At 35.0% G+C, this 17,843-nt stretch carries 10 protein-coding genes; all 10 read right to left on the reverse strand.

Going from position 1 to position 17,843, the window contains the following annotated elements:
• Window positions 1–102 precede the first annotated feature (102 nt).
• A complete protein-coding gene (locus ACXR6G_RS05245) occupies window positions 103–1,842 on the reverse strand; it encodes a tetratricopeptide repeat protein (RefSeq protein WP_458360351.1) in 1,740 nt (579 codons plus the stop codon).
• A gap of 99 nt (window positions 1,843–1,941) precedes the next feature.
• A complete protein-coding gene (locus ACXR6G_RS05250) occupies window positions 1,942–2,940 on the reverse strand; it encodes a sugar phosphate nucleotidyltransferase (RefSeq protein ID WP_458360352.1) in 999 nt (332 codons plus the stop codon).
• Window positions 2,941–3,154: 214 nt separating this feature from the next.
• On the reverse strand, window positions 3,155–3,589 hold the full coding sequence (dut, locus tag ACXR6G_RS05255; RefSeq protein ID WP_458360353.1) for a dUTP diphosphatase: 435 nt from the start codon (window positions 3,587–3,589) through the stop codon (window positions 3,155–3,157).
• Window positions 3,590–3,699: 110 nt separating this feature from the next.
• Window positions 3,700–5,181, reverse strand: a complete 1,482-nt coding sequence (locus ACXR6G_RS05260) for a lipopolysaccharide biosynthesis protein (RefSeq protein WP_458360354.1) — start codon at window positions 5,179–5,181, stop codon at window positions 3,700–3,702.
• A 537-nt stretch (window positions 5,182–5,718) separates the two neighbouring features.
• Window positions 5,719–8,103 (reverse strand): ABC transporter permease, encoded by a 2,385-nt coding sequence (locus ACXR6G_RS05265; RefSeq protein WP_458360355.1) that lies wholly within the window; start codon window positions 8,101–8,103, stop codon window positions 5,719–5,721.
• A gap of 27 nt (window positions 8,104–8,130) precedes the next feature.
• On the reverse strand, window positions 8,131–10,485 hold the full coding sequence (locus ACXR6G_RS05270; RefSeq protein ID WP_458360356.1) for an ABC transporter permease: 2,355 nt from the start codon (window positions 10,483–10,485) through the stop codon (window positions 8,131–8,133).
• 38 nt (window positions 10,486–10,523) lie between these two features.
• Window positions 10,524–12,893: an ABC transporter permease gene (locus ACXR6G_RS05275; protein ID WP_458360357.1), complete on the reverse strand. Its 2,370-nt coding sequence runs from the start codon at window positions 12,891–12,893 to the stop codon at window positions 10,524–10,526.
• Between the two features lie 54 nt (window positions 12,894–12,947).
• Window positions 12,948–15,308 (reverse strand): ABC transporter permease, encoded by a 2,361-nt coding sequence (locus tag ACXR6G_RS05280; RefSeq protein ID WP_458360358.1) that lies wholly within the window; start codon window positions 15,306–15,308, stop codon window positions 12,948–12,950.
• Window positions 15,309–15,693: 385 nt separating this feature from the next.
• A complete protein-coding gene (locus ACXR6G_RS05285) occupies window positions 15,694–16,389 on the reverse strand; it encodes an ABC transporter ATP-binding protein (protein ID WP_458360359.1) in 696 nt (231 codons plus the stop codon).
• Window positions 16,390–16,428: 39 nt separating this feature from the next.
• The gene (locus tag ACXR6G_RS05290; protein WP_458360360.1) at window positions 16,429–17,679 is read right to left on the reverse strand and encodes an efflux RND transporter periplasmic adaptor subunit; all 1,251 of its coding nucleotides are present in this window, start codon (window positions 17,677–17,679) and stop codon (window positions 16,429–16,431) included.
• Window positions 17,680–17,843: the final 164 nt, after the last annotated feature.

Genomic DNA, 17,843 nt, shown 5'->3' on the forward strand with positions numbered 1-17,843 from the left:
CTGACCAAGCTCATAGGTTGATTTACACGAGAACTGCAAGAAAACTAGTAGCAGAAATGCAATGCCAAGCAGGCTGTTTTTTGTTCGAATTATTCTCATTATCTATTCAGGAATCACCCCTGTTTTAATCTTTTCTAATAATTGTTCTGATCCTTCTCCAATTTTTTCGGCATTTTGCCATTCGGTCATAGCGGCTTCCTTTTCTCCTAAACGAAAAAGAATATCACCATAATGCTCTACAATTACTGCCGATTCACGTCCTCCAAATTGAAGCGCTTTTTCCATAGCTCTTTTAGCGTCAGAGAAAGAGCCTAGTTTAAATAAAACCCATGCGTGAGTATCTAAGTAGGTTGAATTCTCTTTTTCAATTTCAACACATTTAAAGCTCATTTCTTTGGCTTTTTCCAATTTCAAGTCAAGAACTGACAAATAATAGCTGTAATTATTTAAAACAATCACATTATCAGGATCAAAAAGTAAAACTTCATCATAGGACTTAAAAGCTTTCTCGGTATGACCAAGCTCGTATTGTGCATCACCCAAATAGGTTAAGAATTGAATTCTCATGGGTATGTTTTCACCGACGTAATTGAAACCTGTCGTCAAGGATTTAACGGCTGTCTCATAATTCTTCTTTTGAGCTGCAGCAACACCGTTAAAAATATAAAGCATGGGTTGAGTAGGGAAATATTTGATTGCCTCGGCACTATCATCCAGCATGCTATCGAAGTCTAATAATTCATTATTAATAAACATCAGCTCTTCCCAAACGACATAATTACTTTTATCCTGCTGAAGAACTTTGCGAAGAAGTTTACGTGCTCCAGCACTATCTTTCTGGCGGCGTAGATAATCAGCATAAAGTGCATTAACATGCATATGCTCAGGGTGTACTTTAAGTAATAGATCTAATAATGTCTTTAGGTTATCATCAGATAGTTTATTCTCCTGATCTGCCATAATCACACCCATCAAATACTGAATCTTTTTATCTGGGTTAACCAAATCGCTACCAAAGGCTTTTTTTAGAGAGTTCAAAGCCATTTCCTCTTGCTTTTCGTTACGGTAATATTCAGCTAGATAGAAATGTACTAAACCATTTTCCGGTGCAATTTCTACAATCTTTTTGTACTGCTCCAGTGCCTTATCGTTATAACCATCTTGAAGATACATATCGGCTAGAAGACCGTAATTTTCGATTTTAAAAGGAAATTTCTTCGTCAAATTATTGAGTTCAGAATAGGCATTTTTTCTCTTACCTAAACGTAGATAAAGCGAATGCTTATTAATGCTGATCTGCTCACTTACTCCAATTTTCTTCTCTAGTTTTTGATAAACTTCAAGGGCTTCTTCAAATTTCTCAACAGAAGCATATAGTTCAGCTTGAATATGATAGAAATCATCGCGCTTAGGATATTGTGAAGCCAGATTTTTATAAACACCACAAGATTGATCGATCATACCCTTAGCCTTGTAAATACCAGCTAGCTGAACCTGATACCACATGTTTTTTGGTTGAAGAGCTACTGCTCCGCGAGCCAATTCAAGGGCCGAATTAAAATTCTCCTTACTGATATAGATATTAGCCAATTCGTAGCGAACAACAGCACTGGTGTTATCTAACTTGAGGCAGGTAGCAAACCAAGAAATAGCTTTCTCGTATTCGCCTAAGACAAGAGCTTTTTCACCTTCATGAAACGCATAATCAAACTCAAGACGTTTCTGTTCAGTTAGCTCGACTTTAGTCTGTTTTTTATTCTTTCCCTTCTTTTGTCCTAATGCAACAGAAGAACCAAAGGTTAGTGCTCCAGCAAGCATATAAACTATAAATTGTCTTCCCATCTTTCTGTTTTGTGTTTCAATTCGATAAAGCTCATATATACAAATCAATTCTGAAGCCTGCATTCACAGACCTCAGAATCAAAACTTTAATCCAATTAATTAGCAATTGGTATAATCACCAACGCTGTATTCTTTTGCTTCACCAGTGACTTCAACAAAATTTCCTAACATAGAATTTTTGATATTGCCACCAGCAATTTTTGTGTTAGTCTGAACAATAGCATTCGAAACCAAAGAGTTCTCAACTAATGAGTTATCGCCTAATGATACATGAGGTCCAACTACTGAGTTCTTGATCACAACATTCTCACCAATATAACATGGAGGAATAATCACTGCATTTTCATTTACGAAAGTATCAGCAACCAATTTATCATCTTTGTGATACTCTAGTATACGTTGATTCGTGTTGACTGTTGCATCTTTATTTCCACAATCCATCCACTCAATTACCTGGCCAGGAACAAAATTAAGTCCCTTGTTCTTCATATTCTCAAGAACATCAGTCAATTGATACTCACCATTCACAAGCACCTTATTATCTAATAAATATTGCAGTTCTGATTTCAAATTTGCACCATCTTTAAAGTAATAGATACCAATAATAGCTAGGTCAGAAACAAATTCTTTTGGTTTCTCAACAAAATCTGTAATACGATTGTTATCGTCCATTTTAACCACCCCAAATGCAGATGGATCCTCAACTTTCTGTACCCAAATTACTGAATCTGCTTCATTATCTAAAACAAAATCAGCTTTAAATAAAGTGTCAGCAAAAGCAACAACAACTTTACCTTCAAGAGAATCTGCAGCACAGTGAATAGCGTGAGCCGTACCCAAAGCTTCAGTTTGATAATAAATGCTTGCCTTAGCATTTAAGTCAGAAGCAATCTCCTTCAACTGATTCTCAACTTCATCACCAAAATGACCAACGATATAAGCGATTTCTTCAATTTCCTCACCAGAAACGTTTGCAATCTCTTCTAATAAGCGTTGAACAATTGGTTTTCCTGCAATAGGAATAAGAGGTTTTGGTACAGTTAAAGTATGTGGGCGCATACGCTTACCCATTCCTGCCATTGGAACAATAATCTTCATATTCTTTGTTAGTTTTTTTATAATGTCTTGATTGTGCCAACCCCAAACCACACAAAACTGGGGTATTATAAAGGCAAAATCAAAGTTACTGAATAAGTTCTAGTAAAATTGAGCATTAATATTTATTAACGCTTGGAGAAAATCAAATTAGAAATGTGCGAACAAGTATTATTGATAAAATATTATTAACTCATCATCACATCCTCAAATCAATTTATTCTTTACCTGTATGTCCGAATCCTCCTGCTGCTCTCACAGTTTCTTCAAGTGTTTCAACCGCTTCCCATTCTACTGTAGCATGTGCTGCAACCACCATTTGGCAAACACGATCACCATCATTTATCTCTGCCATCGAGTTTGACAAGTTTGCTAAAATCACACGGATTTCACCACGATAGTCGGCATCAATTGTACCAGGCGTGTTCAAAACGGTAACACCTTCCTTCAAAGCCATACCGCTTCGAGGACGAATTTGAGCCTCATAACCTGCAGGTAACTCAATAAACAAACCTGTAGGAATTAAGGTTCGCTCAAGTGGCTGCAACATCACAGTTTCACTAATATTAGCTCTTAAATCCATACCTGCTGATAAAGCAGTACTGTACTTTGGTAAATCGTGCTTCGATTTATTAATGATTTTAACCTTCATCTTTATATTTGTTTAGTTTTTATTATTTTTTCCCACAGATTGCGCTGATAAACGCAGATCTTTTAAAAGTTGCCCCTTTATTCCCGATCCTCGAGACAAGCATAGCTGGCCTATCCTTTATCCTTTATCCTTCTTATCACATGCCACAATTTCTCCTTTTGGAAAACGACTACTAAAAATAGAATAATTAATGGAGTTTTGGCTAACATCTTAAGCCAATGATTATCAATCTGAATGTAGGTGCTGGCAAAATAAAGCAACATACCCAATCCAAAATACATGGCGATTCGTTTTAATTCGTAAGGTATTGGATAGTATTTCTGTCCTAAAATATAACTGGTTATTGTCATGAATATTGAACAGACTAAAATTGCAATAGCAGCCCCATAATAGCCCATCTTGGGCACTAGAATAATATTTAAAGTCAATGTTATTGCCGCACCTCCCAAGGCCATATAAGCCCCAAATCGTGTTTTATCAGTAAGCTTGTACCATAGAGATAATGAAAAGAAAATTCCCAAAAAGAAGTTGGCTAAAAGTACTATAGGTACAATGTCTAAGCCATCACGATATTCAGGTCCTATTAAGATTTTCACAAGATCAAGATAAAACATCACCCCAAGAAAAATAAGTAGACCAAATATTACAAAATACTTCAGAACATCAGCATAGAGTCTCTTACTATTATCGTCCTTATTTTGCGAAAAGAAAAAAGGTTCGAAAGCAAAACGAAAAGCCTGAATAAATAAAGTCATGATAACAGCCAATTTAAAATTGGCTCCATAAATACCCGTTTGAGATAGAGCCTCATTGGCATCAGAAATCAGCTTTGGCATCAGCATTTTATCCACATTCAGATTAATCTGTGCAGCAATGCTAACCACCAAAATTGGGGAAGCATAAGTAAGCACTTTGCGAAGCAAGGCCACATTAAACTGCCATTTGATCTTTACCAAATCGGGTATTAGTAGAATCAAATTGAAAAGGCTAGCCACAAACATGGCAATAAAAATATAGCCAATACCAAATTCAGGATTCCAAATACGAGTTACACCAAGATCAGGAAAGAATTCATTTAGTTTCGGACAAAGCAATAGGAAGAAAAGGTTAAGTCCTAGATTTATTCCAATATTACTCAGCTTTATAAACGCATATCTTACGGGTCTGTTCTGTTGACGGAGCTGGGCAAAGGGCAAAGATGTTATGGCATCTAGAGCCAATGTCAAAGCTAAAAGAATAATGAAAACAGATCGGTCTCCCACATTCAGAAATGATGCAATAGGATCAATAAAAAAGTATACCCCTAGGAGAAAAAGCAAGCTGGTGCTGACAACTGAAAAAAAAGTGGTGGAAAAAATCTGCTCGCGATAGCTTTCGTCATTGGCGAATCTGAAATAGCCTGTCTCTAAACCATAGGTCAGAATCACTAGGGTTAAGGCCACATAAGCCATCAGATTGGTTACAATTCCATACTCCCCTAGGGCAAATATAATGGTGTATAAAGGCACTAATAGCCAATTTAGCAGTCTTCCGAGAATTGAGCTTACGCCATAAATGGCCGTTTCGCCAGCAAGTTTTTTTAATGGATTCAAAATATCTTCTTTGGAATTAAAATCATCTTCGTTTCAAAAAAGTATTGCCACTATCAATCAGAAAAAAACACTGAGACTGATTGTCTTTAGAGCAAGCTTTATAAGAAGACAAATATAGCGAAAATAAGGATTGATCTTGAGTGAAATTTTATAATGGAAGAATGAAGCTAAACGCCTTTTAGATTCAAGGTATTTTTGATTTTATCAACTATTGAATAAGATCAATATCTGAAATTTTTGTTCACTAAAAGGTTCATAGTGATGATATAAAAATTGCTCCACGTGGAGCAATTCATTAAAAAGAAAGACAAAAAAGCCCCTTATTTAAAATTCATATAAATAACACCCCCACAAACGTTTTCGAGATTACTCTATAACGTTTGCGCTCTTATCTGCCTGAAAATCACTTTCAAGAACCATATTTAATGCTCATCTTTGTGGTGTACGCGTTTAAGGAACGTTTATGTTAGTGTTTGTTGTTTAAGTATTTTGTGAGCATCCCGATTGGTACCCCCAGTCGGGATGTTTCATTTTATATTACTCATATCTTAAACTCTCAACCGGATTCCTGGTCGCTGCTCTCCATGATTGAAGCGAAACCGTGAGCAAGGCAATTCCCATAGCTATAAGCCCTGCTAAGGCAAAAATCCACCAACTTAGTTCTGTTTTATAGGCAAAGTTTGCTAGCCATGTGTGCATAGCATACCAGGCAGTAGGGCAAGCAATAACAAAGGCTATAGCTACCCATTTTGCAAAATCACGATTTAGCATTCTTATAATCTCATGGGTTCTAGCTCCGTTAACTTTTCGAACACCAATTTCTTTGGTTCGTTGCTCGGAGGTGAAATAAGAAAGAGCACTAATACCAATGATTCCTATGATAATTCCAAGAATAGAAAAACTCATTAAGATCTTTCTCAGAATATTCTCAGATTTGTATTGTTGAGCAATTTTATCATCCATAAAGAAATAGTCCATCTTCTGATTGGGATAATGTTTTTTCCACTCTTCCTGGATTGTTGCCATAGATGATTTAATATTTCCGGGAGCCATGCGAACATGTGTGTACCGTGCATCTCTGCACGTTTCTCCTAGCCAAAAAATATAGTCGCCAATATTCTCATGTGCTGAACTGTAATTAAAATCTTCAACCACTCCTAAAATCTCAAATCTTACTTGATCAGCTTCAATTGGTCGGTTTGCCATATGGATTTTCAGATTTTCCCAACTTTTATGCTTTTCAAGTAATCTTTTGTACAAATGCTTGTTAATTACCATCCCTTCAATAGTATCTCTTGATGCATTAATGCTGTTATGAATAAATTGGATATCCATGGTTTTCAGAAAATTATAATTCGCAAAAGACATTTCGGCATTCCCTTCAATCCCAAACCCATCAAGTGAAATGGTTTGAGTAGGGTGTCCAAAGTATTGTCTTGTAAATCCAACAGATTCAATCTGAGGTTTTTTCTCTAACTCATTAGCAAATACATTGGGATCTTTAGTAAAATTCTTTTGATGGAGGATAACAATATTGTCTTGTGTGAAACCAAGAGATTTATCTAACACATAGGCTATTTGTTTGTTTACCAGCATCGTAGATGAAATCAGAATAATTACGATCAGGATTTGGAATATCATTAAAGGTTGCAAGAGACGTCTTCCTGTAAAAGGTGTTAAACCTTTAATAATCTCACTGGTTGTATTGTTTTTCAAAATAAAGAAGCGCACAAAGAATACACTTATCCCGCCACTAAAAACAAGAACCAGCAAAATAGCCAAGTAGATAATTGGTTCAAAATAAAAAAGTTCGAACTGAATTTCATAGAATTTATTGATGAAGGATTTTATTAGTTCAATTGAAAACAATGAAATAACAATTGATACAGTACAAAGAAGTAAGACTTCGATAAGAACTTGTGTTAACAAATGTTTTCGGTGAGCTCCGATAGATGATTTAAGCCCAAATTCTTTTGACCTTTTAAAGAGGTTTACTGTAATTAAGCTAACAAAATTGATCAAAGAAACCAATAAAATAACAAAAGCGATAATGGTGAATAAATTGATATTTATTTTAGTGCTACTCTCCTTTAATTCAAATCTACAATTTGATTTTAAATGAATATCGCTAAGATTAACAAGTCCAAATTTATAATCTTCTGGGCCTCGTGTTTGTCTCAAACTACTTTTATTAAAGTGTGTCAGGATTTTCTTTTCAACAATTGTAGGTGAAACACCCTTATTCAATTTTAGGTAATTGTAAACCCATTGAGTTTTTCTTTCAGACAAAGAGGCATAACGTTCTTCAAGAGCACCTTTTTGAGAGAGCAGTATTTCGCAATTAAAATGAGTTTTTATGGGTGTGTTTTTAATGATTCCAACAATCTCATAGTTACCAAGATCTCTACTATATTGCAATGCTTCAACATCAATGTACTCACCAATTGGATTTTCATTCTTAAAATACATTTGAGCAAATCGTTCAGAAATGAATGCAACATTGGGTTTTGTGATCTCAGACAAATTCCCAATCAAACTTTCAATACCAAACATGCTTATAAAATTTGTATCAACAGATAAGATATCTTTTTGAGAAATGCTTTGTTCATTGATTTTAATTGTTCCAGATTTACAATGAGAAAACTGTGTTGCATTTACTACTTCCGGGAATTGTATTGCTGCTTCCTTAATGAATCCTAAACTTCGTGCCCATGAATCATTTATATGTGATGGTGTAGAAATTACCCGGTGGATATTTTGATAATCATTAATATGCCTATCGTAGCTTCGTTCATTTTGCACATGAATGAACAAGATAAGAAAGGAAGCAATACCAAAGCTAAGACCGAGTATATTAGTTAGCGAAAAAGTTCTGTTTTTAAGCAGACGTAAAACCGATAATTTCAAATGATACCAAAGCATGTTGTTTGTTTTAGGTTAGTTTTAGGTTTATTCGTAGCGTAAACTCTCTACCGGATTCCTAGTAGCCGCTCTCCAAGTTTGGAAAGAAACTGTTAGCAATGCAATTCCCATAGCGAGAAGCCCTGCTAAGGCAAAAACCCACCACGAAAGTTCTGTTTTATAAGCAAAATTTTCGAGCCATCTACTCATCGCATAATAGGCAATTGGGCAGGCAATAATGAAAGCTATAATAACCCATTTAATGAAATCTCGGTTAATCATTAGAATCACTTGAACAGTTTTAGCACCATTAACTTTACGAATGCCAATCTCTTTAGTTTTTCTTGAAATGGTGTTTAAAACCATTCCTAGCAAGCCCATAATTGACAAAACAATGGCTAACAAAGAAAATGCGCTAATCAACTTAACCTGCTGTTGTTCCTTTTTATAGAATTGTTTGACATGATCGGTTAGTGTATAAATATTTACAATCCCATCTGGCGATAATTCTTTAAAAAATTGGGTGAGTTTTCTTTTGATTTCATCGTTATTAAGTCCTGAAGTTTTAATGGCAAGCAAGCTCATATTTTGAGGATGTTGCTGAAGAATGACCAAAGGTTGAATCTTAGAATGAAATGAATGACCAATGAAATTTTTAACAATTCCACGTACTTTAAACCCATTAAACGATTCTCCCACTTTTAGATTATATTTCTTTGCCGCAAACTCGTTAAATATGATGTTGTTTTTACGATATTCATAAAAGTCTTCTCCGTCAAGAAATTCGATTTTGAGAAGATTCAACAAGCCTTTTCCTGTAAATAAACCATCAAATTGGACTACATTGTTTTCATACATAAAAGAAATCGATGCATTTGCCATGTTTGGAGGAATCAAAAGTGAACCCGCTGTAGATATAACACCAGGTATTTTTTCAATTTCGTTGGTTATTGACTGGTGTTTCTTGCTTAATTCACGAGAGTTGAGTTCACAAATAATAACATTTTCAGTTTCAATATTCTTAGAACTCGTCTGAGCATAGTGCAACTGTTTCTTTATTGTTAAAACACCAGTAACAAGAATAATAAAGACTGCAAAATGTATACTTAAAACAGAATTAGTCCAACCTTTCCTTTTCGATGAATTCAATTTTATTCCCCTAATCAGATCAACTGAAGATCGTTTAATAATAGCTAATCCGATTATAAGACCCGAAACTGATCCCGTTATAATCACAACCAAGAATAACAACAACCATGATTGCCATATCATAAAAACTTCTACGTTTAAAGTACATTCAAGTGTCTCATTTATAAATGGGAAACCCAAAATAACAACTAGTGAAGCAGGAAGTAAACTAATGATTGAAAGCATATTCGATTCCAGCAAAACTTGTTTAAGAATGGAATTAATTGAAGCTCCCATAGCTTTTTGAACTCCAAAATCTTTCAGGCGATTCTCCATTTTTGATTTCGTCAGAAACACGTAGTTCACAATGGCAATCAGTAGAATAAATAGGGAAATGACAAGTAAATATTTCAGTTGCGTAGGGTTTCCTTTTCGAGTTTCAATTCTTTCATTTAAATCAGATGATTGCAGGTGGATATCACTAACAAGTTGCAAATCATAATCCCACTCCTTTCTCGTTTCATTAACCGTATTGTTTTTATATTCTTGCATATGTCGCAAGACATTTTCATGCTCAGCTTTTTCATTCAAAAGCAGATAAGTCTCAACTAAAAAATGATCCCAGTCTTTAAAAGACTCGGGAGCAGGTCTGAAATCCTCTAAATGTTTTTGACTACGCCCAATGGATTCGATCAGTAAATCCAAATGACAAATAAAATTGGGATATAGTCTAGAATTTTGAGGGAAATCCTCATACACACCGCAAACCGTTAAGGGTAAAAATTGGTTGTTGATTTTAACCTGAATAATTTGATTAATAGGGTTGTCCTTAGCAAAATACCTATTGGCAGTTGAAGCTGATATACATAATTCTCTTTCTGATAGGGACGTGTTTCCCTTGAGGATCTTAATTCCCAAACAAGAAAAGAGAGAAGCATCGGCATAGGCGAATCGTTCATCTTTAACCAAGTCATTCTGAGAGTTTTTTAACTCCACATCCGCATCCTGGAAATACCTAAAGTAGTTATCAACTAGTGGTATTTCCTCTTGTGCTGTACTTCCCAATGGATAAGAAGTTAGACTCTCAGTTCCTTGCAAAACACGATACAAGTTTTCTTTTTTCGGAATAAAACTATCAAAAGAATTTTCATGAATGTAGAGTAAACTCAAAAGAAAAACACAGCCCAAACCTATACTTAATCCAAGTATACTAATCAACGATTGGGTTTTACTTTTAAGAATACTTCTAAACGAAGTTTTTACACTATACGGCATAATTATACATTTTTAATCACTAGATATTAGACTTATTCTTATTCATACCTCAAACTCTCCACCGGATTCCTCGTCGCAGCTCGCCACGATTGAACAGAGACTGTTAGCAAGGCAATTCCCATAGCTATAAGCCCGGCTAAGGCAAAAATCCACCAGTTTAATTCTGTTTTATAGGCAAAATTCTCGAGCCATTTGTGCATAGTAAACCAAGCAATGGGGCAGGCCAATACAAAAGCAATAATTACCCATTTCATAAAATCAAGATTGATCATTCTAATTATTTCGATTGTTTTGGCTCCATTGACTTTTCGGATACCGATTTCTTTCCTTTTTAAGGATATGGCATTTAATACCATACCTAATAAACCCATAATCGATAAAGTAATAGCAAGAAGAGAGAAAGCACTGATAATCTTTACTTGCTGTTCTTCTTTATAATAGAATTGATTGATTTGATCTTGTAGGGAGTATATTTTGATGATTTTATCGGGAGCAATTTTTTTGAAAAATTGATCCAATTTATTTTGAACAGTTTTATGACTGTTCTCGGTCGTTTTTACAGCCAATAGGTATAGCTTTTTAGGATCTTGTTGCAGAATTACCATCGGGCGGATTTTTTCATGAAAGGAGTGCGCATTAAAATCTTTCACAATTCCCCTGACCAAAAATGCACCATTGAATAGAGAACCAACTTTAAGGTTATGCTCTTTTGCAGCTGATTCGTTAAAAACCATTTCGTTCCTATTATCGTGAAAATCACCTAGCCCCTCTCCATCCACAAGCTCCAAACCCAGTAGATCGATCATACCTTTACCCATAATCAAACCATCGAAACGAACGCTCTCGTCTTCGCACCTCATATTAACCGGAAGAAAATCCTTAAAGGGAGGTATAAACGATGATCCGGCAACTTTAAGTACACCTGGTATTTTTCTAACTTCGTTATTAATCATCTGAAATTGGTTGCTTATTTCTTCAGAATTAAGTTCACAGACAATGATGTTTTCTGTATCTATATTCTTTGATCCAGTTTGAGCAAAATCCAATTGCTTTTTAATACTAATTACACCAACAACTAGTAAAACAAAAATTGTAAAATGTACAATTAAGAATGAGTTAGCCCACTGTTTTCTTTTTATAGATTTTATCAGTTTACCTTTAATAAGTAGTACAGATGAGATTTTGGAAATGCGAAATCCGATTAACAAGCCAGCCATGCTTCCAGTAATAAGGACGACTAAAATAAGGACAAAATAGCTTTGCCAAAGGGTAAAGATATCGATGCTTAGTGTACGATTAAGAGTCGTGTTTAAAAAGGGTATTCCAAATATAACAATCAATGATGCAGGAATAAGACTGATGATTGCAAGAAGATTCGATTCCAATAAAACTTGTTTGAAAATATGCAAACTAGAAGCACCCATTGCCTTCTGTATCCCTAGATCTTTAATACGAATTTCAATCTTGGCCTTCGTCAGAAATACATAGTTGACGATTGCAATAAATAAAATTAGAGACGATATCATCAAAAAGTAGATCAACTCGCTTGGATTTCCATTACGAGTATAAAAATTACCATTTAGGTCATTCGAGTGGAGATAAATATCAGAAACAGCTTGTAAATGATAATCTAAATCCTTAATTTTTTCATCGGTTGTACGATTTTTATAAGCTTGTAAACTTTGTTCTACTTGCTCAGGATTTGCATTTGAGTTCAAACGAATATAGGTATGCAAATCAAAATGATTCCAGTCTTTAAAATTTGGATTTGAAGATGTGTAATGCCCCCATTTTTTTCTCTTATGAGATGAGAATTTATCGATTAAATCAATGTGACCAATAAAGTTGGGATGTAAGCTTGAATAGGCAGGAAAATCCCTGTAAACACCGCAAATACTTAAATTACAAAACTGATCACCTACTTTAACATTCAATATTTGACTGATAGGGTCTTCCTTAGCAAAATATTTGTCAGCTATGGATGAAGACACACAAATTTCGTTAACAGATTCTGATACTCTACCATTCAGAATTTTAATGCCTAAACTCTTGTATATACTACTATCTGCACAAGCAAAATTATCCTCTTTAAGCAATACATTATTTGTATTAATTAATTCAATTTGATTCTCTTGGTGAATTCTAAAAAAGCTATTAACAAGAGGAAGTTCAGTTTTTATAGTATTCCCTAAAGGATAGGTGGTACTACAATCATTTCCCCGAATAACTCGATACAAATTTTCCTTTTGAGGAATTGATCTATCGAATGAATTTTCATGAATGTATAACAAAAGCAGTAAGAAAACACAGCCCAAACCGATACCCAATCCCAAAATACTAATGATGGATTGCACTTTGTTTTTCAGGATACTACGAATTGATAATTTAAGATTAATTGGCCAGTTCATATTATTTTTTTGATTGGTATCTTACTTAGAATCGATTGCAAATGATTTGATATTTTACTCATACCTCAAACTCTCAACCGGATTCCGTGTTGCTGCTCTCCACGATTGAAGCGAAACGGTAAGCAAGGCGATTCCCATAGCTATAAGCCCTGCTAAGGCAAAAACCCACCAATTAAGCTCTGTTCTATAGGCGAAATTTTGGAGCCATTTATTCATGGCGTAGTAGGCAATGGGGCAAGCAATCACAAAAGCTATAGCAACCCATTTTACAAAATCTTTATTTAGCATGATTAGAATTTCTTTTGTTCTGGCTCCGTTTACTTTGCGAATTCCAATTTCTTTGGTTCGGCTTGTTAAAATAAAGGATGCCATACCTAACAATCCCATGCAGGCAAGTATAACTGCCAATGCTGAGAAATATCTCAGAAGCAGAAAAGTCTTTTTATCCTTTTGATAGAGTTGCTCCAATTGCATATCTAAAAAGTAAAAATCAAATACCTGATCTGGATAAAGTTTCTCACATATTTGCGTTATGGAATTTCTCGAGTTTGTTACAGACGAAGGTTTTATCTTAATCATAAGCTCGTAGCACTCATCTGGCTTAATAACAAAAACGACTGGCTTAATTCTGTCATATAATGATTCGAAATTAATGTCATTAATAACCCCCACAATCTTCCTGTTGGATTTCGGCCAATTACATCTGAGCGTTTGTCCTATCGGATTACCTTTTACCCCTATTCTTTTTACGGCAGCTTTATTTAAAATGACAGCCTCAGTCTTATCTGTTCTAAACTGATTGGAAAATAATCGTCCTTGCATTGCATTTATGCCCAGCGTTTTAAAATAATCGAAGTTAATATGAACATATGCAATTGCGATTTGTTTTGTTTGCCCCTCTAGTAAAACCGCACCTTCATTACCAAGAGAGCCTGAAGGAACCCTGCTAGCCGAAGAAACAGAGCTCACAGAACTCTGATTGAGTAGTGCTTCCTTTAGTGTATTGTACTTTTCTTCATCACCAAAATCAACCACTGATAAAAGGACAGATTCCTTATCGAATCCCAATTCTTTTTGTTGAAGTAAATTGATTTGACGAGACATAATAATTGCACAAGCTATTAGGGCAATTACAATGGTAAATTGAGCGCCCACAAGAATTGTTTTGATTTTAAATTTAGAACTGCTACTACTTTTTAATGCCTTTAATACTTTTATCGGATTAAAGGATGAAAGGATGAAAGCAGGATACCATCCTGCGAGAATAGTTACAATAAACATGATACCAAAAATACCGAAGCTTATATTGATGTCGAATAGTGTCGAAAAAGACAGCTCTTTTTCAGCAAGGGTATTAAAAATTGGCAAACTAATTTTAACCATTAGAAGTGCTAGCCCTAATGATATAAAAAACACAACTATTGATTCTAAAATAAATTGCACTGCCAATTGATTTCGGGAAGCTCCAAAAGTTTTCTTGATGCCAATTTCGGTTAAACGTGTTGAAGCATTAGCGGTTAATAAGTTGATATAATTAAAGCAGGCAATCAATAAAATTAAAAGACCGATACTTGAAAATATCAAGATATAAGTAATGCTATTTTGTGGTTGAATATCCCCTAGGAAATGGGAAGAATAAAGGTGTATATCTTTTAATGGCTGTATCGTATAATTTGCCAATGGACTATCTGGATCTGCGTCTTGCCCCTTTCTAAGTAACTGGCTTATTTTTGCTTCTACGTCAGGTTTTGAAAATTTGTTTTGCATCTCAAAATAGACCAGAAAATTTAGCCAGCCCCAATTGTTCATAGATTCAACGCCATAAACAGTATTGGCATCCGCCAATGTCACAAAAATTTCATATCGAAAATGAGAATTATGAGGTAAATCCTCGATGACGCCGGTAACCGTATAATCATACTCATTATTTAACCTGAATGTTTCCCCAATAGGATTCGAATTGCCAAAATACTTTTGTGCAATTTTTTCGGAAATCACAATCGTGGCGGGTTGATCTAGTGCCGTTTTAGCATTTCCCTTTTTAAATTTAAAGGAGAAAATCCGAAATAATTCAGCGTCTACATAGGCAACTTTGCTTTCTCTAAATCGGAGTTTCTTATACTGAAGAATCTCATATGGTCGAGATAAGATCCGAGCATGAGTTTTTATTTCTGGAAGATTATCATCTAAGTATTTTGCTGTTTGAGGTGATTGGTAAGGATGTTGCTCTTGGCACAACCTATAGATATGATCTACTTTAACATGATAACGATCGAAACTCAATTCATCCAAAACATAAATTAAAAGCAAAATACTAACAGCCAAACCTATCGTAAGGCTGGATATGCTGATTAAAGAATAAGCTTTACTTTTAACCAAGTTTGCAAAGGCGATCTTAAAATTAATCTTTATCATGATTTTAAGTTTTTAATAATGACTCTACTCACGAACTTTCAATACTCTACTGATCATATTTTAATGCCTCCTGTCTCGATTATATTTTCTTGACTTAGGCTGATTAGTTATAAGGATAATTAAGGTGTGCTGATAAAAATTAGACTGCTGCTTAACTTATTTTGAATAATACTTCTGAATGTTTTTTTCATATTTATTTAAGTTTACAGATCATATTGTTGTCTTCCCACCTTCAGTTGTTAATAATAAATTACTCATACCTCAAGCTCTCCACAGGATTCCAAGTTGCGGCCCGCCACGATTGAATGGAGACCGTAAGCAGAGCAATTCCCATAGCAATGATCTCTACAAAGTAAAACCCACTGTCAATACCTAGAGTGGCTATCTACATTTGAGCGTGCTCCTCAATCAAAACCTCTTCGGTTACAATTTTCCCATCAAACAGGTTGATAATTCTGTGAGCATAACCAGCATCCTTTAAAGAGTGAGTTACCATAATGATGGTTGTACCTTCTCTATTCAATTCAGTAAGTAATTCCATAACTTCCTGTCCATTTTTTGAATCCAAGTTACCTGTAGGCTCATCGGCAAGGATTAATCCTGGGTTGGAAACCACAGCACGAGCAATAGCGACACGTTGTTGCTGTCCTCCCGAAAGTTGCTGTGGGTAATGTTTTGCACGATGGCTCATGTTCATTCTATCAAGTACTTTGGTTACCATTTCCTTGCGTTGCTTGCTGCTAAATCCCTGATAAACCAATGGCATTTCAACATTTTCGAATACATTCAATTCGTCAATCAAGTTGAAACTCTGGAATACAAATCCAACATTACCTTTTCTTAAATCGGTACGCTGACCTTCTTTTAAACCTGCAACTTTTGTATTGTTAAAAGTGTACTGACCTTCTGAGGGATTGTCTAACAAACCTAGAATATTTAAAAGTGTCGATTTACCACAACCAGAAGGTCCCATAATGGCTACAAACTCACCTTTGTTTATTCTCAAATTGATGTTATTAAGAGCTAAAGTTTCAATTTCACTTGTCTGAAAAACCTTCGATAAATTTTCAATTGTTATCATATTTCTGTTTTTATAAGTAAGCGTATATATTTCCTTAAATTATTTAAACTCTATTCTATCGTTATCTCCAAAGCTATCGTAATTGTTCCTGATCACACTTTCACCAGCTTCTAAACCTTCCAATACTTCGAAGTATTGTGTGTTTTGTCGACCAATTTTGATGTGACGTTTGGTAGCATATGTACCCGATTTATCCAAAACAAATACCCATTGCCCACCGGTGCTTTGAAAAAATCCTCCTCTAGGTAGTAAGATGGCTTCTACAGGCTGTCCCAGCTCAAGCTTTATATGATAGGTCTGTCCAGTCCTAAGATTTTTAGGTGTTAGTCCATCAAAAACCAGATCTACTTTAAAGCGACCATCTCGTACTTCTGGGTAGACTTTTTTTGTTATTTGTTTGTACTCTTTTTCATTTCGAATGAAGGAGCTAGCAAGGCCTCTTCTGACTCTATCGATATAATGTTCGTCGACATCAGCAACAATCTTAAAGTCGTTTAAAATATGTAATTGCCCTATTCGTTGTCCACGATTTATAGATTGACCAATCTCAACTTCCAGACTTCCCAATTGACCATCGGCAGGTGCTTTAACATTTAGGTTTTCCAATCGCTGACGAACCATCTCTAAATTCTGTTGCATATTGTTTAAACTGCTATTCATCTGCAGTTTCTGGTTTTCACGAAAAATGGAATCCTGAACCATACGTTGGTATCTCAGATCTCTATCTTGGCGGGAAAATTCATAATTTTCTTTAGAAATCAAATAATCCTCATTTGATATAAAACCCTTTTCAAAAAGCATTAAGTTTTGCTCATAATGGCGCTTTTGTCTGACAATCTCGGTATCAATACTCAGCAATTGCTGTAGGTTATTTATCTTCTGTTGCTCCATGCCTATGAACGTATTTCGCAATTCGTTCGAATGAAAGGCTAAGGAAGATTCTGTATTAAGAATTTGTAACTTGAGATCATTATTTACCAATTTGACAATCACATCTCCTTTTTTCACTGTTTCTCCTTCGTCAATTAATTTCTCGACAACCTTACCGCCCTCTTCCAAGTCTAAATAGATGGTCGTTTTAGGCTCTACCATTCCAACGATAGAGATGTAATCCTTAAAACTCCCTAGGGTAACCTCAGCAATATCAAGTTTATCCTTTTCTGCTCTGAAAGTGGATGATTGTGCCCCAAATATTATTTTAATCGAGAGGCCTAGTACAACAGCAACGAGTAAGCCAATATAAATATGCTTTGCTTTTAAGCCTTTCTTCTTTATAATTTTTCGATCCATCGACATACTCAATTCTTCTTTTAATTAATCAATTTAAATATCATATTGATTTATAGGTTCTATCAACTTCGTATCCAATTTTATGCCAAGCCCCATAACTATCACGCAGTCATTAATTTATATCAATTTCAATTAATAAAAGTGTAAAATAATTAGACAGGCCT

Source organism: Ancylomarina sp. YFZ004 (assembly GCF_054254355.1).